This is a genomic window from Arthrobacter sp. P1_C12_2 (assembly GCF_056406415.1).
This window is the reverse complement of record NZ_JBFUAF010000014.1, coordinates 20,671-46,237: the sequence shown is the minus strand read 5'-3', so window position 1 is coordinate 46,237 and position 25,567 is coordinate 20,671. Positions and strand designations below refer to the sequence as shown.

Here is a 25,567-nt window from a genome sequence, read left to right as displayed (position 1 = left end):
TCTTTAGGAAATGTTGGGCAAAAGGAATTCAGGGGTGAGTTGTTGACGGGTGTTTCCGCTGCATCAGTCGTCGCCTCCGTCGTCGCCATCCTGAGTCCTGCTATTCGAGATTGGCGTGCCGGGTCCAGAGCTGTTCGGCAGAAATGCAGGTTTCCTCCCAGAGGGCTTGGAACACCGCTTCGGTGGCGAGGAATAGCACCTGTTCGAAGAGGCTTCCGGAATATTGCCGAGACGCACCCGATTGGTGGTCGGCTTTCTGCGGGGCCGGGATAACCACGAGCACGTCGGATACTGCAGCCAGTGGGGAGTTTGTGTTGGCAGTGAATGCGGCCACCTTTGCACCGGCCTTTGCCGCAGTTTCTGCCGCCTTCACCACGCTTGAGGTTGTTCCGGATCCAGAGGCCACCACCAGCAGGTCCCCGGCGCGGATTGCAGGAGTGGTGGCGTCCCCTGCGATGTGGACCGTGAGGCCGAGATGCATCAGCCGCATAGCGGCCATCCTGAGAACCAGTCCACTGCGGCCTGCCCCTGCAACGAACACCCGGTTAACGGTGGTGAGATGGGTGGCCAGGTGAGCAAGTTCCTGTTCATTGATGCAGTCTGCCGTCTCTCCAACCTCGCCCCGGATCAGAGTGAGGCTGTGGCCGATGGCGCCCGCGGTTTTTTGACTGACAGGTGTTGCTGTTGGCATGGTTCCCAATGTCTCTCCTTTGACGGGGTGAGCAGTATTTAGCCAGCCGTTGAGTCGCTTGATGTCTTATCCTCGATACTTCCCGGCGCCCACCACCCATTACGGCGGGCCGAACCTGTCGGAAGCCAGTAGCGGTGCCGCCTACGGTGATATAGTCTGCCGTTCAAGGGCAAACCGGGCATATTCTTCCAACAGCACGGGATCATCCACCGACCCGAGATCCGCGACCGTTTCCAGCCGCGCTCCTTGCAGAAGCCGCTTGATGGGGACTTCCAGCTTCTTTCCGGTGCGGGTATGCGGAATTCCGGGCATGAAGACAATCTCGTCAGGCAGGTATCGGACGGAGAGGTTCTCACGGATTGATCTTGTGATCGCCTCTTGGGTCACGTCCGGATTGGCACCGTCGGCCAGGTGGACGAACAGCGGCATGTAGTAGTCAGTGCCCAGTTCCGCACCGACAACCAGGGCCTCGGCGACTTCCGGCAGCGATTCGACCACCGTGTAGATGTCTGCCGAACCGAGCCGCAGCCCGTTGCGGTTGAGGGTCGAGTCGGAACGGCCGTGGATGAGGATGCCCCGGTGCGTGAACTCGATGTAGTCCCCGTGCCGCCACACCCCCGGGTACATCGCGAAGTAGCTCTCGTGGTACCTGCTGCCATCGTCTCCCCAGAAGCTCAGCGGCATCGAGGGCATTGCCCTGGTCACTACCAGTTCGCCCTTGCCCCGGGTGGGATTGCCGGCTTCATCCCACGACTCCACGCGCACTCCGAGGGCCGGAGCCTGGATGTAGCCGACATGGACCGGCAATGTCGGGGATCCTCCCACGAAGATGGAGGCGATGTCGGTGCCACCACTCATCGAACTCAACCAGATGTCACCCACATTGCCGTAGACCCAGCGATAACCGTCGGCCGAAAGCGGCGATCCAGTGACCTGAAGGGAATTCAGGGCGTCCAGGTCGTGGTCGCGCATCGGTACCAGAGCCGCCTTCGCGCAGGCATGTACAAATCCCGCACCCACACCGAGGACCGCGACCTGCTCGGCTGCGGCAATCTGCCACACCCGGTCGATGGACGGGAAGGTGGGGTTTCCGTCGACGAGTACCGCCGTCGCCCCCACCCCCAGTGCGGAGACGAGCGCGTTCCACAGCACCCAGCTCGTAGAGGCCACGTTGAGATAGCGGTCCCCGGGCCGCAGGTCGGAGTGGATGAGGAGCATCTTCATTTCCTCAAGAAGCGCCCCGCCGTGCCCGTGCACGATGCCCTTGGGAATGCCCGTTGTCCCGGAGGAGAACAGGACCCACAGCGGGTGGCTGAACTCGACGTCCTCGAAGACGAGCTCCGCCGGTTCGGCCACGGCCTGGGTCCAGTCCACGGCCGGAACCCGGGTTGGGACACTCGGGACAGATGTATGCCGCCCCACCCAGATGATGTGCTCGAGGGTGGGAAGTTGAGCGAAGATCTCCCCCAGCTCCCCACGGCGGTCCCGGTCTTTCCCGCCGAGCCGGTAGCCCGGCGCGGCGATGACGACCTTTGGACCGAGCTGGGCGAACCGCGAAACGATCGCACCCGGGCCGAACTCAGGGGCGCAGACGGACCAGATCGCGCCGATCGAGGCAGTGGCGAGCAGCCCGACGACGGCTTCGGCAACATTCGGAAGGATTCCGACGACCCGGTCCCCGTGGCCCACCCCGCGGTCCCGAAGGTGCGCGGCGAGGGATGCCACCTCGCGCCTCAGCGCGTCCCAGGTGACCTCTTCGCGCGTCCCGTCCTCGGCGATGCCCACCAGCGCAATTCCTTCGTGGCCCTGCAGCAGGTGCCGGGCGAAATTGAGGGTGCGTCCCGGAAACCACCGCGTGTGCGGCATGGCGTCAGTGGTGCAGACCGGTCCTGCCGTACCGCCGAACTCGACTCCCGCAAACCGGGCAAAGAGTTCCCAGAACTGTTCCGGCTCATCCACCGACCACTGCCAGAGCTCGTCGTAGCCTGCACTGACATCAATGCCTTGCCGGCCCAGGAAGGCGGCGAATTGCCCGATGCCGGTCTCCGCGCTGCGTTCGAGGTCGGGCTCCCAGATCACTTCGCCGTCTGCGGCGTGGGCGTTGAGGATCATGCGCTCTCCAAGGGCCGGGAAGCTTCCCTGCGTCGCTCGGCGATCTGGGATGCTGTGAGGGGCTCGGTTCCGATCAACACAAAAAGGACCCGGGCCGTGCGGTCGGTGCGATTGGACCACGCGTGGCTGGTGGCGCGTTGCACGGCCACGTCGCCGGCGCGCATGGTTGCCTCACCCTCGTCGACCAGCAGCGTGATCTCGCCCTCGAGCACGACAGCGTAGTCCAGCGAGTCGGTGCGATGGAACCAGAAGTGCTTGGAGCCGCTGTGCTCGGCGCCTGCTTCGGCCTCGTCGTGCCCGTCGAGCTCGCTAAAGATCACCGAACCCGCCTCGTCCGGATAGACGGCGTCCGGCGGGAAGTCTGCAATGCGCAGGATCGTCTCGCCGGCAGCGGGGAAGCTGGGAATCTCGGCGTCGGCCGCGGCCGGGTCCGCGTCGGTGACGTGGTCGATGCGTCCGGCCGCGGTCAGCCAGGGCACGGTGGCACCGAATCCCGGAATCACTTCCGAGGACCAGTGGTTGGGCGCGGCACCGTCCGAGAGGATGATGGCGCGTCCCTGGTCGTCGTGCCCGGTGACGATGCGGCGTACTGGGGGGCGGGTCATCAGACCACCCATTCTTCGTGCGGGTAGGTGCGCGGCTCGGGCCACCAGGGAGCCTTCTGGCGTTCGGTGGAGATCGGTGTGCGCAACGTGCCGACGCCTTCGAGCTCGAGTTCAATGACGTCGCCGGGCTTCAGGAACTTTCCGATTTCAACGCCGGCGCCGAAGCCCATCGTGCCCGATCCAATGATGTCGCCCGGCTGCAGGCGGTCGGAGATCGAGACGTAGGCCAGCAGCTCTGCGGGGGTGTAGACAAAGTCCTCGACCTTGGTGTCGGAGAGCACCTCCCCGTTGACGCGGACCTGGCCGCGCAGTCCCTCGATGGAATCGATTTCGTCCATGGTGGTGACCCAGGGGCCAATGCCGTAGCCGAAGTCCTTGCACTTCTGCGGGCCCATGCCGATCGCCATTTCCGCGCCTTGGATATCGCGTGCGCTGAAGTCGTTGAAGACGGTGATGCCAAAGAGGTGGTCCAGCGCCGTGTCCGGGGTCAGGTCGCTTCCGGACTTGCCCACGACGTAGCCGACCTCGAGTTCCCAGTCGAGGGCTTCGGTGAAGTCGGGGTAGGGCAGAACCTGGTTGTGGCCATAGGACATGGCCGTAGTGCCCTTGAAATACCCCGGACGCTCGTAGATCGACCTTGCCGGCTGTGCCTTGGCGACAATGCGGTGGAAGTTCTGGATGTGCTGCTCGAAGGTCAGCCCGTCGCGAATGACCGGGGCGTCGACCGCCGCCCGCCACGAGACCTCATCGATGGCAAGCGAAGCGTCGTCGGCCGCGGCAAGCGCAGCGTGTGCGGCGTCCAGGAATACGGCGCCTCCGCCGATTCCCGCCGCCAGGCTTCCGGGAAGCACCGCCAGGGCGAGATCCCGGGCGCGCTCGGGCTCGGCAGCCTTGCGCTGCAGCGTCAAGGCATAGGCGCGGGCAAGGTCAATAACCCGGCCCTGCTCCGGCTGGGCCGCGACGAGTCGAATCTGCTCGCCGTCGGGCGTGGGCACTGCTATACGTCCCAGTTTCATGGTTGCTCCTTTGGACATCAAACATACGATACGTACAGTATCGCATTGGGTTGGTGGGGTTGCAATAGACAAGTTCGTGGGGGTGACGCTCAGTTACCGACCGTGGCGGCCCGGGTGGCCCTCAGGAGTGGTTCGCCGTCGCAGAGCTCCTCCAGCCCGATGTCCGGCGGAAGCATGCCCAGGCTTCGACGGATCCCGGTCAGCAGTCCAAGTCCGCGCTGATCCACCGCAAGCGTGCGGGCGCGCGCGCCCCAGGCCGCCGTGGCCGCCGCCTGGTAGCCGCAGCGTTCAAGCAACTCGATTCCCTCCGCGTCGGTCATCGACTCTCCGGCCGCCACCCCGCGCACCAAAGCGCCCAGGTAGCGTTCCAGCTCTGCGGAAGCGAGAAGCTCGGCGCGGACCACCAGGCCTTGGCCCGGCAGTTCCGGCAGCAGGGCATTGACGTCCACCACGCGCCGCATCCCGGCCTTTTCGGCCAGTTTGTCGAACGGCGGCCCGAGCAGGGTCGCGTCCACTTGGCCGCCGAGCAGCGCGTCCAAGCGTTCGCGAACGCCGCCCACCACCACGTAGTCGACCTCGACGCCGGCGTCCCGTAGCAGGTGCTTGGCGATGAGCGCGAAACCGTTGTCGGGGGCGTCCACGGCGAACCGGCACCCGGCCAGGTCCGCGAGGGATTCCACGTCACCGCCTGCATGGATGCCCAGCTGCGTGGTCTGCTCGACCTGGGCAACCAGGCGCACGTCGGCGCCGGCCCGGGTCCATTCGAACAGGTTGTCGATAGCCGTGACCACCATGTCCTGCTCCCCGGCAAGCAGGGCCCGCAGCTGCTCCGCGCTCGAGGGCGTCCGGGTGGGCAGCACCTCAACACCGCGCAGAAATCCCAGCTCGGCCGCCAGCAGATAGGACACCGGCGGAACGAAGTGGCTTTGACGCAGGATCACGGGGCGGCCCCGCCGGCCGCGGCGACCGCGTCCGGGCGATCCACATACCAGGGAGGCAACTGCCCGCTAGGCCCACGGACCGTTGAACGCTGGATGCCGAGACCAGAGATTTCCGCCTCCATCACGTCGCCGTCCCTCAGGTAACGGCCCCAATGCGAACCGTTGCCCGCAGGCGAACCGGTGATGAGGACATCGCCGGGCAGCAGCACGGCCACCGAGGAGGCGTAGGCGATCAGGCTCGGGATGTCGAAGAGCAGGTCATCGGCCAAGGCATCCTGCATCAGCGTGCCGTTGAGGCTCAAGCGGATGCGGAGCTTCGCAGGATCCGGGACGAACCGCTTCGGCACCACGTAGGGGCCGGTGGGGAAGAACGTCGGCTGGTTCTTGGCACGGAACCAGTCGGTGCCCATCATCGCGATGTCGTTGCGCGGTACGAGCGTGCGCGCCGTGATGTCGTTGACGATCGTATACCCGGCCACGTAGTCGAAAGCGTCTTCGGCCGCGACCCGGTGCGCCCTGCGGCCGATGACCACGCCAAGCTCCAGTTCCCAGTCGACGTTTCCGCCGACATCCGGCAACTTCACGTCATCGTAGGCGCCGCAGACCGCCGAGGGGATCCCGGTCCAGACGTAGGGGTCGCCCGTCCGGCCGCGCTCGTCGATTTCGGCTGCGGCGTCGGCGGCCAGTTGCGCCGCATCGGCGCCTTCCTTGCCGAGCTTGTGGGCCACACTCATCTGCAGGACGTGCTCACGGTAGTTCGCCCCCGCGGCGATGATGGTGCCCACCGGCTGCACCGGCGGCAGCACCCGCAGCCCGTCGAGCGGGCGTGCGCCCGCCGCTGCCGGGTCGATGGCCTCGAGGGCGTCCAGGTGCGCATCCCAGTCAGCGAACAGGTCCCCGATCCGCCCGATTCCCGGCACCACTGTGCGCAGGTCAACGACGTCGTCGCCGAAGACCACACCGGGAAACTCCTCCCCGCCGTCCTCGAAAGTGCCCAGCATGAATCCGTTCACGCGTGCCTCTTCCATGAATCCTCCATTAGTCATTGTCTGCTGCCGCTATACCGGTGGGGCCACGTACAGGCCCTTGTCGCGGTCGTTGAACATTTCGCGGGCGATGAATTCGTCCATGTCGCCGCCGGTTCCCCATTGGTCGGAGGTCTCGGGGTCGCGCGTGTCAAAGATGCTTGGATGCCAGGTATCCTCATCCACCGAATCCAGCTCGGTGGTGTATTCCATGGTGTTCCCGTTGGGATCGTGGAAGTAGGTGAAGGTGTTGTCCCCGGCCTTGTGGCGGCCAGGGCCCCAGATTTTCTTGAACCCGGACCGCAGCAGCTTGCCGCTTCCGCGCATGTACTCGTCGATGCCGCGCAGCTCGAAGGACGCGTGCTGCAGCGAGGCATGCGGACCGCGGGAGATCGCTATGGAGTGGTGTTGTGCATTGCAGCGCATGAAGTAGAAGAGGTCGCCCATGTGCGGGTGGTTCAGGGTGTCGGAGAGACGGAAGCCCAGATGCTGTTCATACCAGGCGCGCATCTTTTCCGGTTCCGGGGAGTTGAGCACCACGTGGGAGAGCCGCACCGGGATCGCCTCGCGTTCCTCGATCTTGCGGTGCTTGCGCACCTCAACATCGGAGGAGACCTCGATGGTGCGTCCCTCCAAGTCGAAGAAGCGGAAGCCGTATCCCCCACCGAGGGTCTTGACGTCATCGGGTTCGCCAATGAGCTTCACGCCCTTGGCAATGAGGTCCGAGGCGAGCTGGTCCACCGAGGCCTTGTCCGCCGCGCCGAACGCGACCATGTCAAGGCGCTTCTCATCGGCCTCGCGCACGCGGACCGAATACTGTTCCGGGGATCCCTCGGCGGCGAAGTAGGTCACGCCGCCGTCGTTCTCCATTTCGGTGAGGCCCCAGTGGTTCTTGTAGAACTCAACCTGCTTCTGGTAGTCGGGCACCGCGATGTCGAAGTGCCTCAGGTGTGTGATGGGGCTGAATGCCATGATGGTCTCCTGTGTTCTGTCCGTTTGACGCGGATGTGGGTTTAGATGCGTGCCGGCACGTTGTGGCCGGCCTGCGGAATGCTGCGGATGAGGCGCTCCAGGGCCTCGGGGGTGTCGCCGAGGCCCAGGATGTAGCGGTCCGGGCGAACGACGACCGCCTGGGCGCCGGCGGCGGCAAGGATCTGGCCGACCTTGGCCGGATCGAACAGGACCACGACGTCGGCATGTTCCTCAAGTAGTTCCCGCAGTTGGGCCGGGACCGCGGCATAGAGCTCGCGGGTTGTTGCCACCAGGAAACGGCTTCCCACCATGTCATCCAGGCGCACCCCGTCGGCGAGGATCGGCTGCATGCCGAGCCGGCCGGCGCGTTCGTCGGTGCCGCCGTCGTGCAGGCCAGGGCCCAGCGCGGGTGAGATCGGTGCGGATGCGGCGGGGTTTGCGCGGATGAAGGCGTCACGCTGCTTCGCGGTGTCGGCGTCGGTGGTTTGCATGAAGCCCGCCGCCCGGGTTGCCTGCTCGACCCAGAACCGTGCATGCGGCATGCGTTCACTCTCGTAGGTGTCAAGGAGGCTGTCGTCGGCCGCACGGCGCTTGACGGCATCGAGCTTCCACACCAGGTTGGCCACGTCGCGTATTCCGGCGCATAGGCCCTGACCAAAAAGCGGTGGCGCCTGGTGGGCTGCGTCCCCCGCCAGGAAGATGTTCCCGGCGCGCCACTGCCGTGCGATGCGGCCACGGAAGGTATAAATAGCGAGCCGGTCTGCAGTGAATCTGTCTGTCGGCAGCACGCCGTGGCTGATCTTTTCCACACCCGCAGGGGTGGCAATTTCCTCGGGGTCGTCCCCCGGCATCAACATGAACTCCATCCGCACCCGTTTGCCGGGGAGGCGGATCCACAGGGCGGGCCTTGTGTGATGACCCAGGAAGATCATGTCGGAAGACAGGCCGGGGCCTTCTTCCAAAATGCCGTCCGCGACAAGCCACTGTGCATCCTCGCCCAGCTTTTCGCACTCGATGCCCAGCGCCTGGCGGCTTGGTGAACGTGCCCCGTCCGCTGCGATGGCCCAGCGGGCGCGAATTAAGGATTCCGCGCCGTCGGAGCCACGCACCGCCACCTCAACGCCCGGTCCCTCATTGCGCACGGAGAGCACGCTGGTGCCTCGGCGGAGCTCGACGCCGGGAAGTTCTTCCACGACATCCCGCAGCAGGACCTCGATGTCCGGTTGGTGAAAGGTGAGATCGTCGTGCCAACCCTGGGTGCCAAACTGACCCGTGGGCAAGGACACCAGGACTTCCCGCTCCTCGTTCTCGATGTGGAAGGAGGACATCGGCAAAGTTACCTCGGCAAAGCGCTCGGCGACTCCCAGCGATTGGAGGGTGCGGAAGGTTTCACCATCAAAGTGCACGGCGCGGGCAGTTGGCCAAACCTGGACATCACGCTCCACCCCGATGGCGGTCAGACCTGCGCGCCCCAGCAAGGCCAGCGCAGTGACTCCTACAGGCCCTCCCCCGATCACTACCACGTCGACGTTGACGTTAGCCATCTTGCTCCTTCAAGTTCAGTACGTATCGTTTCGAATAAAAAGTAACATGCATCACTTAGCCGCACAAGGGCACGGGTGGGCTTGAATGCGCGTCTAGCCTTGCGACTCAGGCCTTCCAGACGGTCTTGAGGTTGCAGAACTCCCGGATGCCGTCCGCGGCGAGCTCACGCCCGAACCCGGAGCGCTTGATCCCGCCGAACGGAAGCTCCTGGTGCGAGACGGTCATGCCGTTGACGAACACCGCGCCGGCGTCAAGATTGGCCGTGAACCATTCCTCTTCCTGGGCGTCGCTGGTCCAGACCGCGCTGGAAAGCCCGAAGGTGGTCTGATTGGCGATCCGCAGGGCGTCCTCGCGGTCCGCCGCACGATAGAGCGAGGCGACGGGCCCAAAGGTCTCCTCCTGGATGATCCGCATCCCGTCGCTGAGCCCGGCGAGCACCGTGGGGGCGTAAAAGAAGCCGGGGCCCCCGGGGGTCACCCCGCCGGTCAGCACCTGGGCACCCAGGGCGCGGGCGTCCTCAACGAGCCCGGCCAGCTCATCGCGCCCTGACAGGGTGGCCAAGGGCCCTACCTGGGTCGCGGGATCCAGCGGGTCCCCGACGACAAGCTCCGACATCAGCTTCACGAATTCGGCGGCGAACGCGTCATAGACCTCGGTGTGCACGATGAAGCGCTTGCCGGCAATACAGGACTGGCCGTTGTTGCTGATCCGCGCACGCACGGCGGTCGCCGCCGCGGCCGAGACGTCCGCCGAGGGCATGACAATGAAAGGGTMCGACCCACCGAGCTCCAGCACGGCCTTCTTCACATGGTCCCCGGCAATGGAGGCAACGGAGCGCCCCGCCGGCTCGGAACCCGTCAAGGTGACCGCCTTGACCCTCGTATCGGCCAGGACGCCGGCCACCTCGGAGCCGCCGATCAGCAGAGTGCGGAAGGAGCCGCGCGGGAACCCTGCCCGCTCAAAGAGCGTGTCAAGGAAGAGCGCCGCCTGCGGCACGTTCGAGGCATGCTTGAGCAGGCCGGAGTTGCCCGCCATAAGCGCCGGGGCCGCAAACCGGATGACCTGCCAGAGGGGGTAGTTCCAGGGCATGACCGCCAGGACGGTGCCCAGCGGTTCGTAGCGAGTCCACGCGCGGGTTGCGCCGACAGTTGACGGGTCCGCCAGCGGGGCATCGGCCAGGAATTCCCCGGCATGCTCGGCGTAGAAACGCATGGCCTTGACGCACTTGTGCACCTCGGCAATCGATTGCGCAATCGGCTTGCCCATCTCGACGGTGATCAATTCGCCCAGGCCCTCCGCCTGACCCTCCAAGATGTCCGCCGCGGCGAGCATCCACTGCCCACGCTGGGCGAACGTGCTGCCGCGCAGGAGCCGCGCCGCTTCGGCGGCTTCCGCGATGCGATCCTGGACTTCCTCGGCCGAGTGCGGCTCAATGATCATTTCGGTCGAACCGGTGGTCGGGTTGACGGTTGCGATTGCCATGGTTGGGATCCTTTCCTGGAGACGTGTTCTCTGTCACGACTATATAGGATACGATTCGTATCGGATACTATTTGGGTCTACTCAGTAAATCCACCCACGCCCGCAGCCCGTGGACCGGCTGCCCGACATCCAAGGAGTGCCCCCGTGAGCACCAATGGCGAGTTACCGAACAATCTTCCGCTCTTTCTCACCGACGCCGACGTCGCCAGCCTTTCGGACTGGGCCGGGGCGATCGAAGCCATCCGCGCCGCCTACAAGGCCCCCGACGACGAGGGCGGCACACCGGGAAGGATCTTCGCCCAGACACCTCGCGAATGGTTGCGGATCATGCCCTCGGTGCCGCCCAACGGCCAACTGTTCGGCGCAAAGTCAATCGCCGGGTCCTTCGCGGACGGCCTGCGCGTCAGCTATCTGATTTCACTCTTCGACAAGGACACCGCGGATCTGGTGGCTCTCGTGGACGGAAATCGCGTCACCGGCCTGCGCACCGCAGCGACCACTGCCGTGGGCACCTCCACGATCGTGCCGCAGCGGCCGCTGATCGTCGGTGTGATCGGCTCCGGCTTTGAGGCGCGTTCCCACCTGACAGCCTTTTCCCACCTGCTTGAGTTCGCCGACATCCGTGTGTTCAGTCCGACCCCTGCCAACCGCGAGGCCTTTGCACGCGAGTTCGACGGCACGTTCGGCGCACCCGCACGAGCTGTCGGCTCGGCCCGCGAGGCCGCGGAAGGCGCGGATCTCATCCTGTGCGCGGCACGCTCCCGCGACGAGTCCCCTACGCTGCTGGCCGAATGGGTCGGCCCGAACGCCGCGGTGGTCTCGATCGGTTCCACGACCCCCGCACAACGCGAGCTGCCCGCGGAGCTGATCGCCCGCGCCGCGGTCGTCGTGGTGGACACCCGTGACGAGGTCGTGCACGGCAGCGGGGACATGATCGCGGCCCGGGCACACGGCGTCGATGTCGATTCGCTCATTGTCACACTCAATGCCGTCCTGACCGGCGAAACCGCCATCGACGCGGAGCACGGGATCCGTATCTACAAGTCGACCGGTTCCGGCCTGCAGGACATCGTTGTTGCCGAGATGCTCGTTAACCGCGCCCGCGCCGAGGGCATCGGCACCGTCCTGCCCGTCGGCATCGTCACCAGCCGCAAATAGACCCCACTGACAATAAAGGAGAACAACATGGTGGAATACACCAAATCCGAAGCCCGCTCCTGGGCCCGGGAGAAATTCGTCGGCACCGTCGCGGTGACGCACCCGTCCTTCACCCCGGACTTCTCTGCCATCAACGAAAACGCGATCCGCCACGACATCCTCCTGCTCAAGGAACGTGGCTACAAGGGTTCCCTGCTGATCGCCGAAGCGAATATCACCCCGGAGGAGAACGCCCGAATCACAGCCATCGCCCGCGAAGCAGCCGGCCCGGACTTCGCCCTCTTCTTCCACGCAATCTTCGGCACCCTGGAAGAAAACATCCATGCAGCAAACCTGGCTACCAAGGCCGGCGCCGACCGCGCGCTGCTGGCCTACCCTTCATCGTTCTGGCCGACCTCGTACGACGAGGTGTTCGACTACACCAAGCGTTTCACCGACGAAACCGATCTGGCCACCATGCTGTTCCCGCTCCCCGCCTGGGGCTTCGAGCGCATCCACCCCGCAGGCATGAGCGTGGACTTCGTGCGCCGCGTCCTCGACGCGATGCCGAGCATCGTCGCCATCAAGGCCGAACAGGGCTACCCGGGCATCCCCGGAGTCATGGAGATGTACCACCACTTCCGCGATGAAGTAGTGATCTCCTGCCCCATCGAGGCCGAAATAATCCCCCTCATGTCGGTCTTGGACGTCCAGTTCTCCGGCACCGCGAACACGAACTGGATGGGAGACTACTACCCCAAGGCCTTCGAACTGGCGCGCACCGGCAAATGGGAAGAAGCCATGAAGCGCTACTGGGAGGTCCAGCCGGCCCGGGCCGCCAATATGGCTGTATCGTCCACTTCCACCCCGGGCACCAGCTCCATCAACCGCACCCAGTGGAAGTACCAGGAGTGGCTCTCCGGCTTCAACGGCGGCGCCCTGCGCCCGCCGGCAGTCAGACTTCCCGACCGCTTCATGAAGCAGCTGCGCGCAAGCCTGGAAGCCTCGGGACTGCCCGTCACCGATTCCCCGGACTCGGAATTCTTGCGCGGACGCGTCAGCCCCTAAGCGGCCGTCCGGCGGAGTGCCGGCATTGGAAAGCCCCTTGGACCACTGAACCGGCATGCTGGTTCAGTGTCCCAAGGGGCTTCTTTGCGCGTGAAAACGGCTTGAATGACCTTGAATGACTAGATGCAGCACCGGAACCGATCCGGCGACCGCGGGCCACCCTTGACGAAATCAGACGACGCAGGGAACGGGATCGTGCGTCGGCCGCCGAAACGGACTACAAACAGGCAAGCGGCCGGGGTCTGCAGGACGGACGGTTCTCGTGCGGCCGCGTACCCTGAATCCTGGCTTCCGCGCCGGCCGGCGCGTTCACCGTGCAGCCCAACAGCAGGCGAGGGCCCCTTCCGGGTGGATGTCGATTCGACATCCACCCGGCGGAAGAGGCCCTCGGTTCCGGTCCAGGACCGGTGATGAGTGTGCTCCTGCGTCGGCGTCAGGCCCCGGGATTATCCGAAGAACGCGTTGAGTCGTTCACCGGCCCGGCGTTGGTCCCGGCACCCGGCACCCGGACATCGGCAGGCCGGGTGGAGGGTCATCGCTCGTGCTCATGACTCGCACCGCCCCTATGCGCCGGGGTTTGAGAAGAATGCGTTGAGCCGGTCGGTGGGCAGGTAGTCCGCCGGGTCGCCGGCCAGGTCTGTCAGATCATTGTGGTCCCACGAGGGGTCCGCGACCTTGGCGAGGTTCTCCCGGGAGACGATCACCGAGGGTTCAACGATCTGGTTGATCTTCGGTCCCTCGCCCTTCAGGATGCGCAGGGCCACATCGACCACTGCCTCACCGGTGCGCACGGACGGGGTCGTGGTGCCGAAGTAGGGGTAGCCGGGGTTTGCCAGCGCCCAGGAGGAGAATCCCTGGCTGGACCCGTCGTCCGCGATCGGCGGCACCTCCATGCCCGATTCCACAAAGGCGTTGCGGATGCCGACGCCCATCGTTCCGGCCTGCAAGACGGCGTCAACCCCGGCAGGGTGGGTCGCAAGGAACTTCTGGACCTCCGCCTGGGCCGTGGCCGGTTGGAAGAAGCCGGTGACCGACCCGGCGACCTTGACCTCCGGGCAGTTAGCCAGGACGGCGTCGATGCCCAGGCCCGCGAAGGTCGAGACCGGAATGCCCGGGATGCCGTCGACGCGCAGGACGTTGCCCTTGCCCCCGATTGACGCCACGGTGCCGGCGGTGACCTGGGCGATAGCGAGCGGGGTATTCCTCGTCACACTCACGGCGTACTCGGAATCGATCGGCACCTGGGCGGCAACCAGCGGGATGCCGGCGTCATGGGCGGCCTTTGCCAAGCCCACGGACGGCTCCGGTGCGATGGCGGTGTAGATGATCACGTCCGGCTTGAGCGAGAGCGCTTCGTTGAACTGCTGAAGCTGCAGGGGCACGTTCGACGGGTCATCTGGGGCGAAGTCGCCGACGATCTTGACACCATTGGCCTTCAGGCTCGTGCGGATCGCCTCCGACATGGAGGCAATGAAGGGGCTGGCAGGTGGCATGCCCACGATCGCAGCCGTGAAACCCTCAGTCTTCTTCGACTTATAGTCGGCCCATGCCGATTTCCGGATCTCGTAGGGGTAGAGGTTGTAGCCCGCGGCGATCTCCTTGGGCAAACCGGACAGCAGGCCGTTCGGATCGTTCGCCCTACCCGTAGGCAGCGACCCGCAGGTCCCGGCTGCCGCCGGCGACACCTTGGCGGGGGTTGCCCCTCCGGAGGAGCCCGGGGCCGCTGGCGCCGATGCCGAGCAGCCCGTCAGGACGAGGGCGCCGGCCCCCAGAATCGCGGCGCCGACCGTCGAGAAGCGGGGGAAAAAGGTCGTCTTCTTCATGGTTTATCTCCTGCCATATAAAACGATTCGTATCGTATGGCATCAGGTTAAGCACATGCGGTACGATTCGTCTAGTTTCGAATATGACCTGAGACACATTTATCGGCCATTCAAAGGAGATTCGCCGTGAACAACCAACCATCCGGCCTGATGCTCGCCGGGGTGAGCAAGCGGTTCGGTGCCACGCGCGCCGTTATCGACGGTGACCTCCATCTCCGGCCGGGCGAGATCCACACGCTCCTGGGCGAAAACGGCTCAGGGAAGAGCACGCTCGTAAAGATCCTGGGTGGGGTGCACCGTCCTGACGCCGGCTCCGTCACATTGGACGGCGTCCCCGTCAACAGCCGATCGCCACGACAGGCCATGGACCTGGGGATTGCGGCGGTGTTCCAAGAGGTCCTCACCGCGGGGAGCCAGTCGGTCCTCGAGAATGTCTGGCTCGGGTCCCACGGGACGTTCCGTCGCCGGCTGGGCCGCGCCGAGCAGCGATCAATAGCGCAAGATGTCCTCTCGCGTATCGCCGGCGAGGTACCCCTCGATCTTCCCGCCGGCCAACTCTCGCTCTCCGAGCGGCAGTCCATCTGCATTGCGCGGGCGCTCGTGCGAAAGCCCAAGGTGCTCATCCTTGATGAGTCAACGGCTTCCCTGGACGTTAGGTCCCGTGATCGGCTCTTCGTCGAGCTGCGCCGACTCGCGGCCGGGGGGACCGCCATCCTGTTCATCTCGCACCGGATGGACGAGGTCGCGGAGATTTCGGACAGGGTCACCGTTCTGCGGTCCGGCCGGAGCGTGTCCACCGTGGACCGTTCGGACCTGTCCGTCGACCGGTTGATCTCGGACATGACCGGAAACTCCGGCCACAACGAGACCCGGCGGCAGCCGCACGACCCCGGGGACGTCATCCTTCGGGGATCCGCCGTCCGTCTGGCACCGGCCTCGGCACCCATCGACTTCGAGCTGCGCGCCGGTGAGGTCGTGGGCCTCGCCGGGCTTGAAGGCCACGGACAGGACCAGTTCATCAAGCGCCTGGCCGGCGTGGCTGCCGGGCCGGGCAGGGTTGTTCGCCTCCTGCCCGAGGGCGCCGCAGACCTTACCGAGCGGAACGGGGATGCCTTGGGGGTCGCGTACCTGCCTCGGGAGCGTCGCGGTGAGTCACTGTTCGAGTCCATGTCGATCCGGGAGAACTTCGCACTCCCGACCCTGGGGGAGGACCGTCGCTGCGGGTTGCTGGACACCCGCAGCATCGCCAGGCGGTTCGATGCGTTCGCTCGGTCCTTGTCACTGCGCTTCGGCGCCGCGCAGGATGCAATTTCAACCCTGTCCGGCGGCAACCAGCAGAAGGTGCTGCTGGCCCGCTGGCTTGCCACGGACCCCAGGGTCCTGCTGCTTAACGACCCCACGCGAGGGGTCGACATCGGGACCAAGCGGGAGATCTACGCAATCCTGGACCGGCTCAGTGCCGAAGGCATGAGCGTCGTGGTCCTCTCCAGCGAGGTCGACGAACTCGTCGACCTCGCAGACCGCGTCCTGGTTTTCCGCGACCAATCAGTGTTTGCCGAGATCCCCCATTCCGAGCTTTCCACCGAGTCCATCGTCGCCGCATACTTCGGCCAGAAATCAGAGGTGCATACATGAACCGCGTCCTCCCCCTGTTCCAGCGCTGGCCTTTCGCCTTTGCCCTGCTGCTCGCACTGGTGCTGCTGGTGTTGAACCTGATCGTCTCACCGTCCTTCCTCTCCCCCGCGCGTCTCCCCGGCACCCTGGCAACGCTGGCGCCGTTCGTGCTGGTGGGATTCGCCTCCACGCCCTCGATCCTCGCCGGTGGCATTGACATTTCGGTCGGTCCCCTGGCCACCTTCAGCAACTGCCTGTTCGTCGCCATCCTCATTCCCGCGGGGCTGGGCAACTGGCATCTCGCGGCACCCATCATCCTGGCGGTGGCCGCCGGAATCGGAGCCCTGAACGGAATCCTGGTCGCCGTCGTGCGCCTGCATCCGGTGGTCGCAACCACCGGGACGCTGTTCCTGCTCGTTGGCCTGTCGCTGACCATAGCTCAGAATCCGGTGGCCGCCCCGAATAATTGGACGGAGGTCTTCGCCGGGGGCATCGGCATCGTCCCGGGCGCTCTCCTGACCATCGGCGTCGCCGGGCTGATTTGGTTCGCCCTGCGCCGCACGGCCTTCGTCAGCAATCTCCTCGCGACCGGCGAGAGTGATGTTTCAGCCTACGGTTCCGGCGTGAACATCAAGGCAATCCGGATCCTGGCCTATACCCTCGGCGGCCTCTTCGCCGGAATCGCGGGAATCGCCCTGACGGCTATCGTGCAGTCATCGCAGTCTTCGCTCGCCTCCACCTATGCCCTGCTGGGGCTCGCCGCGGCCGTGCTGGGCGGAACGAGCCTGGCCGGCGGCCGCGGCGGGCTGTTGGGTGCCCTCTTCGGGGCGGTCTCCATCTATCTGCTGCAACAGTTGCTCACGGCCTCGGGCGTGGCACCCAGCCTCATCCAATTTGCCTACGGCGCCGTCCTCGTCGTTGGCGTCGTGCTGGGCGCGACGCTGCTGGCCCCCCGCTTGAAGAGGAACGCATCATGAGCAGTGACACCCTGTCCCCCGCACCAAAAACCCAGGCACCGACGGTCCGGCCCAGACCCTGGACCAGGTTCAGGGCCTGGGTCTTCGAGGTACCGGCCCTGCAGGTCCTTGTCGTGCTGGCCCTGGCGGCCTGGCTGGTGATCACCATACCGGCAATCGCAAACCCCAGGTCAATCACCTCGATACTGGTCATCACGTCCCTGCTGGCCCTGGCAGCCATGGGCCAGACGCTTGTGGTGATCCTGGGCGGGCTTGACCTGGCGGCCCCGGGTTACATCCTTTTCGGTACATTCATGGCGGCGAACGTCGCGGGTAAGCTCGGGGTCCCTGCGGTCGTAGCCCTGCTGATCACAGTCGTGGTCTGCGGCGGCGTCGGCGCCCTGATCGGCTGGATCTGCCACCGCTTCGCGGTCCAGCCACTGATCGTCACGCTGGGCACCGGCGCGGCCATCACGGGCGCGACCCTGTTCCTCGCCGACGGCGACTATTCCTCCGCCCCGCCGGAGGCGCTGCGTTCCCTGGCCAGCCTAAGGGGGACCACCCTTGGCCTGCCATTCCCCCCGATCATCCTGATCGTGCTTCTCTGCGGGGTGGGAATATGGCTTTTCCTCAATCGCACCGCGGCGGGACGTCGCTTCTACGCGACGGGAATCAATTTCCGGGCCGCTCAATTGGCAAGGGTCCGGACCGCTGCCGTGTGGACCATGGTCTTTGCAGCCTCCGGAGCCCTGGCCGGGGTTGCCGGCATCTTCATCGCATCCTTCGGCGCGGGATGGTCGCAAACCATCGGGGAACCCTACCTGTTCTCCGGCCTGGCCGCGGTCCTCGTCGGCGGCTCGATCTTCGGCTCGATTCGCGGCAGCTACACCCGGACGCTGCTGGGCGCACTCACTCTCACCCTCTTGTCAACGATCATCGTCAGCAATGGGCTGACGGAAGCCCAGAGCCGCATCGTCTTCGGGGTCATCATCCTTGCTGTGGTGTCGCTCTACGGTCGGGAACGCCACGTCCGAGACAGGTTCTGAGGCCTGGTCCGGTTTCCGCTACTTTCGCCGTTCCACTGCGACACGCGCTCATCACGATACGATACGCGCCGAGTCGAATGTCAATTTTGGATGAATCATTTCATCCCGGTCCAACTGAAAACCAAGGAGAATAAATGTCCCCCGAGACAGCAACCGTCGCCGAAGTGCTTTCCAGCCCCTGGAAAATCGACGGCCTGACAATCAAGAACCGCTTTGTGCTCAGTCCGATGGCCGTACTTCAGCCGACGAAGGACGGCCATCCCAGCGATCAGACCATCGCGTTCCTCACTACGCGGGCACGCGGCGGCGCAGGGCTGCTGATCATCGGTGGAGGCGTGGCCACCGAGCGCGGGAACCAAGAGGCACCGTTCCAGCCCCTGATGCGTTTCGACCGGGACGAGTTCATTCCAGGTCTGCGGCGCATGGTCGATGCCGTGCACGAGCACGATGCACCCATCTTCGCCCAGATCTTCCCGAGCTTCGGCGCCATGGGCGTGCCGGGCGAGGGCCGGCCCACTAGGGCCGCGAGCCCGAAGCCCGTCCGCATGGCCGCACCCCGCCTGCCGCACGGTTTCTACATTCCCGGCGGCCGAACGAACCCGACGCCGGAGGAGATCACCAAGGAGGAAATCCGCGAGGTCCAGGAGCAGGCCGTCGCCGCAGTGCGGCGTGCCAAGGCGGCCGGCTTCGACGGCATCGAGCTGGGCGCACACATGCGCTACCTCTATTCCTCCTTCCTCTCACCGCGCACCAACTGGAGGACGGACGAATACGGCGGCAACGCCGAAAACCGCGCCCGCATCCTCACGGACACGATTCGGGCGATCCGGGCCGAAGTCGGAACAGACTATCCGGTGGGCCTCAGGATGAGTACCAACGACCACCTTCCCGATGGCCAGGGACCCGAAGGGTTCGCCGAAGTTGCAGCGATCATTGAAAAGGAAGGCGTGGGATATATCGCCCTGAGCGATGCGAACTACGAGTCGATGGACAACAACGTCACCTCCCACTCAGGCGCCATTTTGGAGCACGGCGAGCCGCAAGCATTCCGCACCGCCATGCCCGAGGTCCCGTTGCTCCTAAGCAGCACCTTCGACCCGCAACAGTGTGCAGACGCCATCACCGCCGGGTTCGCGGACGCAATCATGCTGGCGCGGCAAATGCTGGCCGATCCGGAGTTCCCCAACAAGGTCCTCCAGGGACGACAGGATGAGATCGTGTGGTGCGACCACGACAACTCATGCCTGCGCCGCCTGATCTTCAATGTGCCGGTCCGGTGCCACAAGAACCCGGCCATGGGACGCGAAGCGGTCCTTGCGGGGGCCAAGGAACCTGTATCGGTAAAGCTTAAGCGTCCAGTCCAGGGCCTACTGATCGCTGCGACGGGGTCACCGGTCCTCATGGGCATCGCCGACAAACTGGCGACCGCCGGCCCGAAGGCATCCAAGAGCTGACACCTGCGCCGCGCCGGCCCCACCCGTGGCGGGAGCCGGCGCGGCAACCTTGGTACAAATACGTGTGTGCCCGGACTCCGACTTGGAGCCCGGGCACACACGCATGTCTTGCCGCCCCACATCGGCAGCTGTTCAAGAAGCCTCAGTCCGCCGGGCGCAGCGCCCTGCCCGTTCCGCGGTAGATGGCGACAGTCCGCTCCCCCGCCCGCACCACCACATCCACTATCATCCGGCGGCCCTCGTGAAAGGTCACTTCAGCGGAGGCGACCAGCTCCTCCGAGATGCAGGCTGGGGAAATGTAGGAGATGGAAGCCTCGGCGGTCGCGATTCCGGCGCCGAATGTGTTTGCGGCCATAGCGAACGCGGTGTCTGCCAGCGCGAAGACCAATCCACCGTGGGCAATCCCGTGCCCGTTGGCCATTTCGGGCGTGACCCGGAGGACGGCCGTGGCACGGCCCTCGCTGGCGCGCAACACCTGGATGCCGAGCCCGTCCAGGCTCCGGTCGGCGGCCAGCATCGAGCGGGCCGGGTCGGCAATGATCGCTGGCTGGTTCACGACAACCTCTCCACTACCATCGCCATGCCCTGGCCGCCGCCCACGCAGAGCGTCGCCAGGCCGAGCGATCCGTCCGTGGTTTGCAGTCCGTTGATGAGCGTTCCGACCAGCCGCACGCCGGTCGCACCGAAGGGGTGGCCCAAGGCGATCGCCCCGCCAAACGGGTTGACCCGCTCGGGATCTGCGCCCAGCTTCCGCACCACGGGAACCACTTGGGCGGCAAAGGCCTCGTTCAGCTCGACGATGTCGATGTCACCCATCGACAGGCCCAAACGATCCAGCAGCCGGCGGGATGCGTCCACCGGACCCAGTCCCATGATTTCCGGCGAGAGGCCGCTTGCGGCACTGCCCAGGATGCGGGCCAGCGGCTTCAACCCCAGTTCGCCCGCGCGCCGGGCGCTCATCACCACCAGGGCTGACGCGCCGTCGTTGAGCGGGCTGGCGTTGCCCGCGGTGACGGTTCCGGACTCGTGGAACACCGGCTTGAGGCTCGAGAGGGCCTCCAGAGTGGTGCCCGGACGCGGGCCGTCATCGGCGCGCACCACCGTGCCGGCAGCCGTGGCCACCGGCACGATCTCGCGCGCGAAGTACCCGGACTCGATCGCCCGTTCGGCCCGGCGCTGGGACTCCAGCGCCCATTCGTCCTGGTCGCGGCGCGTGGTGCCGGTTTGACGGGCCACGAACTCGGCGGTCTTGCCCATAGGGAGGTACACATCGGGCAGCTGCCCTTGATTCCGGGGGTCGACCCACGCCTGGCCGGATTGGAAGATGCCATCGGCACGCCGTGCCGTGTCCGCGAAGGCGGGGTGGGGTGATTCAACCGCGGGCGGTGTCGAGGTGGTCGATTCGACGCCCGCGACCAGGAACGCGTCCCCGTCGCCGGCCCGCACTGCCTGGGCAGCCATCGCGGTGGCCTGCAACGAGGAGGCGCAGAAGCGGTTCACTGTGACCGCGGGGACGCTGTCCATCCCTGCAAGCACCATGATGCGGCGGCCAATGTTGTCGCCCTGCGCGCCCTGCGGTACCGCGCTCCCCACGTAGGCATCCGCAAACTCGGCGGAGTCAACCTGTGGAACGGCCGAGAGCGCTCCCCGGATGGCTGCCAGCGCGAGGTCTTCCGGTCGCTCACCGGCCAGCGATCCCTTGCGGGCACGGCCGATCGGTGTCCTGCGATAGGCGACGACGACCGCGTCATTCGGCGCGATGGCGGTTTTCATGATGATGTTTCCTCTCAGTGTGGACAGCTTCCCTAACGGGCTAGCTCCACGGGCAGGGACAGATCAGGGTCAGACTCCTCACATCTAACGTCGAATTAAATATATACGAACCGTATCGTATTGCACAGGCCGAAGCCTCACAGGCCCACACTGGACACAGGAAAGGGAAATCAGGGAGGCAAGGGGCGCCACGAGCATGTCGCAAAGATGCCTCAGGAGGCGCAGGAGATGACAGGCCGTCGCCGCCTACCGGAACCGACGCCGAAGACTTCTTGCGCACCCTCAAATAGGTGCCCGCCACTCAACGCGGGGGCCGGGCCGCTCCCCGGCCAAAGCCGACACCGGCATACTATTCGCCCAACATGCCGCGGGAACCCAAGGTTATAGGCTCAAGTTTTTAGTCACGGAGCCCATCGGGCCCATGGACTCGGACGGGAAACAGGTAGTACTTGGGGCCGCTACCCTGCAGCAAGCCCTTCAAGTGCGGTCTGCATGATGGCATCGGTGGCCTTGGCGTCAAGGGGACCAGACTGGAACAGCAGACGGAAGTACACGGGAGCATAGAGCAGCTCCGTGACGACCTGGGCGTCGAGATCCTTGCGCATCGACCCCTCGCTTATGGCCCGGTCAACCAGGGACGTAACAACCAGCGCGCGCGGGATCCAGAAATGTTTCTTGAATTCAGCCATCGCCGCCTCGTCGCCCTGGCACTCACCGATGAGTTGCGCCACGAGCCGGCCCTCATTGCCCGCGTAGACCTCCGCAAGTGAGGCCATGTGCTCACGAAGCGCGTCGATGGCAGGGACATCCTGGCGCACCGGAGTACGCGCGACATGGTTGTCCAGGAATGTATCGATAACCACGGCAACCTTGCTCGACCACCACCTGTAGATAGTGGTCTTGCTGACGCCGGCTTCACGGGCAATGCGCTCGATCGAGAGCTTTTGCACCGTAAATCCGTCAGGCCCCGAATTTTCGAGCAACTTCATGGTTGCTTCCAAAATGGCCCGACGACTTTCTTCGCTTCTGATTGCCATGGGTCAACCATACGTGCTTAGCCATCCAATACGAAACGTACACGATCACACCTGATGCTTCAATCTTCCGGGTATCGCGAGGTACTGGCGATGGGGGCCCGGCAAAAGCGTCAGCCTGTGTATATAGGAACAACAACGCCCCAAGTGGCCTGGCAGCAAAGGGTCTTCTGGGGCCACGAAACGGATTGCCACGGATTCCCACTCAGGCCCGCGACCTTCGGGCATTCTTCAGTAACCCACCGACGAGGTGACGTGGCATCTTTGCATGGAATTCTGACGCACCTTACACTCAGTACGAAACGGATCGAATCTTTAAGGGAGGTGCCGTGACTGCGTCTTCTGCCACGGAGGTCATGGAAGCCGGAGGTTCGGCCCTGGCGAGGGACTTGGCGGTCAGCTCGGGTTGTCGTGGGCTGTCGGGGCCTCCAATCGCCGGCAGCATCGGCGCCGCACGGAATCGACCCGGCGTTCCCGACGTCGATCCAGCCCGGGGCCGACGGCTACGCCCGCCCTTCCCTGCTCGGCATCTGCTCGCCTACACTGCAGATCTATCACGGAACCTTATCTGAGGTGGACCGGATGACTTCCGTACTCGATACCCGGTCGGTTCCTCCGGCCGAGCGCCGGGACTACTGGTCGGCGGGAATCGCCGAACGCTTCTTCCCGATGCAGGTCGAATCGTTCGGGGCGCCGTCATTCGAGGCCCGCTTGGCCGGTGGCCAGGTCGGGCCGGTCGGGGTCCGGTCCATCCAAGGACTTGCGCACCGGGTGGCACGCACGCAGCGGATGATTGCGACCGCCGATCCGGAGTGTATCTTGCTGTATCTGATGACCAGGGGCGCCGTACATATCGAACAGGAGGATCGCAGCTGCCTTCTTCGCCCCGGTGACATTGCGTGCCAGGATACGTCGCGGCCTTCCACTTTTGAGGGCCGGGAGGGTTTCGAGGTGGTCGTATTCAGCATTCCCAAGTGGTTCATCGGGGCGCAGGCCGAGGGCATCGCCCGGCGTTCCGCGACGCGGGTGGATTCGGGTCAGGGACGGCTCACTGGGCCGGGAACCCCGTTCCTCGTCCAGCTAGCCCGAACCACAACGAGCGGCGGCGGGCTCTTGAGCCCTGACGGGGAAGGCGCTGCAGAGATGCTGCTGCCCTTGCTTCGCAGCATGTACGGCGCGCAGGAGACTTCCGATCCGCGCTCCCGACCTGAGACACTGTTCGCTCGGATGCAGCGGTACGTGATGGACCACCTGCACGACCCGGAACTCGGGCCAGAGCGGATCGCGCAGGCCCACTACGTGTCCACGCGCTACGTCCACAAACTCTTTGCAGCCTCCGGCACCGGAGTGTCGGCCTGGATCCGCGAACGCCGGTTCGAGGGTGCCGTGAGCGAGTTGCGGCGGTCCCCTGAAACGACGATCGCGACGGTCGCGACGAGGTGGGGATACCGCCATCCGGCAAGCTTCAGCAGAGCCTTTCGCGAGGTCCACGGCTGTGCCCCGCGGGAAGCCAGGCATCTGGCGGAGCCTGCCGGGAAGACCCCGCCCGTTTGKTAGGGCGGGGTCTTCCCGGCACCTGCCCGTTGGGCAGGGCGGGGGCTCCCCCGCAGGGCGGGGGCTCCCCCGAAGATGCGCCATCAGGCCTGGGGGAAACCGGCCTCCCGCATGCGGGTGCCCCAGATCCCGGACTTGCCCGGGGCGATGATCCCGTTCGGGTCAAGGGTGTCCTTGATCGTCTCGTTGAAGCGTCGCAGTGCGTGGTCGTTGAAGCCGAACTGGTCGGCCGCGAGATCCATGAAGGACAGGTGCGCCCGGTATTCGCCGTAGCCGCGCTTGCCGGCCTCGGCGACCATGCGCTTGGCAAGGGCGTACGCCTTGGCGACCTGCTCAGGGTTCTTCGTGTCGAAGGGGATCACGTTGATGAACGTGGTCGACCTGGCGTTGATCGGGAGCATGCCACCTAGGAAGTCAAGGCCGGCCTCGGCGCACATTTCGGCCATCAGCTTCTGCGCGGCGATCGCGTGCTGGGCCGTGAGCGGGATGACCGGCGAGAAGTCGACGTGGCCGCCCTCCTCGCCGCCTGACCATCCGGCCATTTTGTAGAGATCCTGACTCGGCACCCCAATCTGCACCCGCTCGTGCGGGTTGGGCAGCGTCTCCCAGGCGTCTGCCCCGTGCTTCTGGCCCATGATATCTACGCTCGGAATCTGCAGGAAGCGCGCCTTGAGCTTCTCGAAGTTGTGGTCGACGACCGGTTCGTCGCCGTAGAGGGCGAAGCGCATCATCCAGCGGCCCAGTCCCATCTCCTTGGCGATCTTGTCGATGATCTCCTCCGGCATCGGGCCCTCACCGGTGTACCACTCGGCGCGTGTGGTGAGCATCGAGGCCATGCACAGGGTGTTCGACAGCTGCGGGCGCATGTCGATGGTGCCGGCCAGCATGAGCTCGCGCAGCGCATCGACCACGGCGGGCGTCTGCGCCTCATCCCAGACGCGCAGCCACAGCGGCATGTATACCTCTGGCTTCGGCATCAGCCAGTAGCCCATCTTCGTGACAATGCCGTAGTTCGACTGCATGAACATCTCGGTCGACGTCGGACCGAGGCCGCGCTTGTACAGCGGCCAGGTCGGGTTGTTATCCATTGCACCCGAGCCGGTGCGCATGAGGTCGCCGTTCGGGAGCACCACCTCGAAGCCGCAATGTGAGGCTTGGTCGATCGAGTACGGCATGTAGGTGAGCCCGTGCTCGAGCGTGTTCGAGACGACGCCTCCCCAGCCGATGTCCACGATGGAGGCGACGAGGTTGTGTCCGCCGGCCTTAATCGCTTCGTGCAGGTCGTACCAGCTCACGCCAGGCTCCACTATCGCGTAGCCGAGCTCCTCGTTGATCTCCAGGACGCGGTTCATGTTCCGGAACGAGAGCATCACCGTGCCGCGCACCTGGGGCGCGGCTCCCCCGTAGCCGTTGTTCTTGCCGCGGCTGATGGGCCACAAAGGGATGCGATACTCGTTGGCGATCCGAACGACTGCCTGGACGTCCTCGGTACTCGTTGGGCTGACGACTGCGGACGGGAGATTCGTGGCGGAGCCGGGAACCTGGAAGGGATCCTGGAAATCTTCCAGCCACTCGGCGTCGCTTGCGACCTTGTCTTCGCCAATCGCGGCGGCGAACGCCGCGAGTGCCTTTTCGAGGTCGAACTCGGTGACGCCGGGTGGGAGCGGGCGCGTCGACGTATCGGGGGTGATACTCATCATTCATCATCTCCTTTGATGC

At 65.2% G+C, this 25,567-nt stretch carries 21 protein-coding genes; 7 read left to right on the top strand and 14 right to left on the bottom strand.

The window, feature by feature from the left end:
* Positions 1-100: 100 nt before the first annotated feature.
* From hxlB to AC1DZQ_RS15160, 9 genes are all read right to left on the bottom strand, one after another.
* Complete coding sequence (hxlB, locus tag AC1DZQ_RS15200) at positions 101-691, bottom strand: 6-phospho-3-hexuloisomerase (protein WP_476952680.1); 591 nt, start codon at positions 689-691, stop codon at positions 101-103.
* A gap of 141 nt (positions 692-832) precedes the next feature.
* Entirely contained in the window at positions 833-2,803 is a 1,971-nt protein-coding gene (locus tag AC1DZQ_RS15195) for an acetoacetate--CoA ligase (RefSeq protein ID WP_476964296.1), read from the bottom strand.
* Entirely contained in the window at positions 2,800-3,408 is a 609-nt protein-coding gene (locus AC1DZQ_RS15190) for a cupin domain-containing protein (RefSeq protein WP_476858218.1), read from the bottom strand. The genes AC1DZQ_RS15195 and AC1DZQ_RS15190 overlap by 4 nt, the downstream gene beginning before the upstream one ends.
* Positions 3,408-4,424, bottom strand: coding sequence for a fumarylacetoacetate hydrolase family protein (locus AC1DZQ_RS15185; protein WP_476952678.1), 1,017 nt, complete (start codon positions 4,422-4,424; stop codon positions 3,408-3,410). The genes AC1DZQ_RS15190 and AC1DZQ_RS15185 overlap by 1 nt, the downstream gene beginning before the upstream one ends.
* An 89-nt stretch (positions 4,425-4,513) precedes the next feature.
* Positions 4,514-5,365 carry an ABC transporter substrate-binding protein gene (locus tag AC1DZQ_RS15180; protein ID WP_476946724.1) on the bottom strand — a complete coding sequence of 284 codons (852 nt, stop codon included), beginning with the start codon at positions 5,363-5,365 and terminating at the stop codon, positions 4,514-4,516.
* The gene (locus AC1DZQ_RS15175) at positions 5,362-6,393 is read right to left on the bottom strand and encodes a fumarylacetoacetate hydrolase family protein (protein ID WP_476944186.1); all 1,032 of its coding nucleotides are present in this window, start codon (positions 6,391-6,393) and stop codon (positions 5,362-5,364) included. Before AC1DZQ_RS15175 ends, AC1DZQ_RS15180 begins: the two co-directional genes overlap by 4 nt.
* Positions 6,394-6,423: 30 nt before the next feature.
* Positions 6,424-7,362, bottom strand: coding sequence for a VOC family protein (locus AC1DZQ_RS15170; protein ID WP_476868224.1), 939 nt, complete (start codon positions 7,360-7,362; stop codon positions 6,424-6,426).
* 41 nt (positions 7,363-7,403) lie between these two features.
* Positions 7,404-8,906: a bifunctional 3-(3-hydroxy-phenyl)propionate/3-hydroxycinnamic acid hydroxylase gene (locus AC1DZQ_RS15165; protein ID WP_476964295.1), complete on the bottom strand. Its 1,503-nt coding sequence runs from the start codon at positions 8,904-8,906 to the stop codon at positions 7,404-7,406.
* Positions 8,907-9,012: 106 nt separating this feature from the next.
* Positions 9,013-10,389: an aldehyde dehydrogenase family protein gene (locus AC1DZQ_RS15160; protein WP_476964294.1), complete on the bottom strand. Its 1,377-nt coding sequence runs from the start codon at positions 10,387-10,389 to the stop codon at positions 9,013-9,015.
* A gap of 144 nt (positions 10,390-10,533) precedes the next feature.
* Between AC1DZQ_RS15160 and AC1DZQ_RS15155 the strand changes: the two genes are divergently transcribed.
* Entirely contained in the window at positions 10,534-11,547 is a 1,014-nt protein-coding gene (locus tag AC1DZQ_RS15155; RefSeq protein WP_476964293.1) for an ornithine cyclodeaminase family protein, read from the top strand.
* A gap of 27 nt (positions 11,548-11,574) precedes the next feature.
* On the top strand, positions 11,575-12,594 hold the full coding sequence (locus AC1DZQ_RS15150) for a dihydrodipicolinate synthase family protein (protein WP_476952677.1): 1,020 nt from the start codon (positions 11,575-11,577) through the stop codon (positions 12,592-12,594).
* A 563-nt stretch (positions 12,595-13,157) separates the two neighbouring features.
* Here the strand turns inward: AC1DZQ_RS15150 and AC1DZQ_RS15145 are convergent.
* Positions 13,158-14,417 (bottom strand): substrate-binding domain-containing protein, encoded by a 1,260-nt coding sequence (locus AC1DZQ_RS15145; RefSeq protein ID WP_476946721.1) that lies wholly within the window; start codon positions 14,415-14,417, stop codon positions 13,158-13,160.
* A 126-nt stretch (positions 14,418-14,543) separates the two neighbouring features.
* Here AC1DZQ_RS15145 and AC1DZQ_RS15140 point away from each other — a divergent pair, with 126 nt between their 5' ends.
* The 4 genes from AC1DZQ_RS15140 to AC1DZQ_RS15125 all read left to right on the top strand — a co-directional run bounded on the left by AC1DZQ_RS15140 (position 14,544) and on the right by AC1DZQ_RS15125 (position 19,487).
* Positions 14,544-16,052: a sugar ABC transporter ATP-binding protein gene (locus tag AC1DZQ_RS15140; RefSeq protein WP_476946720.1), complete on the top strand. Its 1,509-nt coding sequence runs from the start codon at positions 14,544-14,546 to the stop codon at positions 16,050-16,052.
* Positions 16,049-17,008, top strand: a complete 960-nt coding sequence (locus AC1DZQ_RS15135) for an ABC transporter permease (protein WP_476964292.1) — start codon at positions 16,049-16,051, stop codon at positions 17,006-17,008. Before AC1DZQ_RS15140 ends, AC1DZQ_RS15135 begins: the two co-directional genes overlap by 4 nt.
* A complete protein-coding gene (locus AC1DZQ_RS15130) occupies positions 17,005-18,033 on the top strand; it encodes an ABC transporter permease (RefSeq protein WP_476964291.1) in 1,029 nt (342 codons plus the stop codon). Before AC1DZQ_RS15135 ends, AC1DZQ_RS15130 begins: the two co-directional genes overlap by 4 nt.
* Before the next feature lie 134 nt (positions 18,034-18,167).
* A complete protein-coding gene (locus AC1DZQ_RS15125) occupies positions 18,168-19,487 on the top strand; it encodes an NADH:flavin oxidoreductase (RefSeq protein ID WP_476952674.1) in 1,320 nt (439 codons plus the stop codon).
* A 142-nt stretch (positions 19,488-19,629) separates the two neighbouring features.
* Here the strand turns inward: AC1DZQ_RS15125 and AC1DZQ_RS15120 are convergent, their stop codons facing one another.
* The 3 genes from AC1DZQ_RS15120 to AC1DZQ_RS15110 all read right to left on the bottom strand — a co-directional run bounded on the left by AC1DZQ_RS15120 (position 19,630) and on the right by AC1DZQ_RS15110 (position 22,297).
* Positions 19,630-20,043, bottom strand: a complete 414-nt coding sequence (locus tag AC1DZQ_RS15120) for a PaaI family thioesterase (RefSeq protein WP_476946717.1) — start codon at positions 20,041-20,043, stop codon at positions 19,630-19,632.
* A complete protein-coding gene (locus AC1DZQ_RS15115; protein WP_476952673.1) occupies positions 20,040-21,260 on the bottom strand; it encodes an acetyl-CoA C-acyltransferase in 1,221 nt (406 codons plus the stop codon). The genes AC1DZQ_RS15120 and AC1DZQ_RS15115 overlap by 4 nt, the downstream gene beginning before the upstream one ends.
* A gap of 458 nt (positions 21,261-21,718) precedes the next feature.
* Positions 21,719-22,297 carry a TetR/AcrR family transcriptional regulator gene (locus AC1DZQ_RS15110; RefSeq protein WP_476946715.1) on the bottom strand — a complete coding sequence of 193 codons (579 nt, stop codon included), beginning with the start codon at positions 22,295-22,297 and terminating at the stop codon, positions 21,719-21,721.
* 579 nt (positions 22,298-22,876) lie between these two features.
* Here AC1DZQ_RS15110 and AC1DZQ_RS15105 point away from each other — a divergent pair.
* Positions 22,877-23,851 (top strand): helix-turn-helix domain-containing protein, encoded by a 975-nt coding sequence (locus tag AC1DZQ_RS15105; protein ID WP_476964290.1) that lies wholly within the window; start codon positions 22,877-22,879, stop codon positions 23,849-23,851.
* Between the two features lie 80 nt (positions 23,852-23,931).
* Here AC1DZQ_RS15105 and AC1DZQ_RS15100 read toward each other — a convergent pair whose 3' ends face one another.
* Positions 23,932-25,548, bottom strand: coding sequence for an FAD-binding oxidoreductase (locus tag AC1DZQ_RS15100; RefSeq protein WP_476946713.1), 1,617 nt, complete (start codon positions 25,546-25,548; stop codon positions 23,932-23,934).
* Positions 25,549-25,567 lie beyond the last annotated feature (19 nt).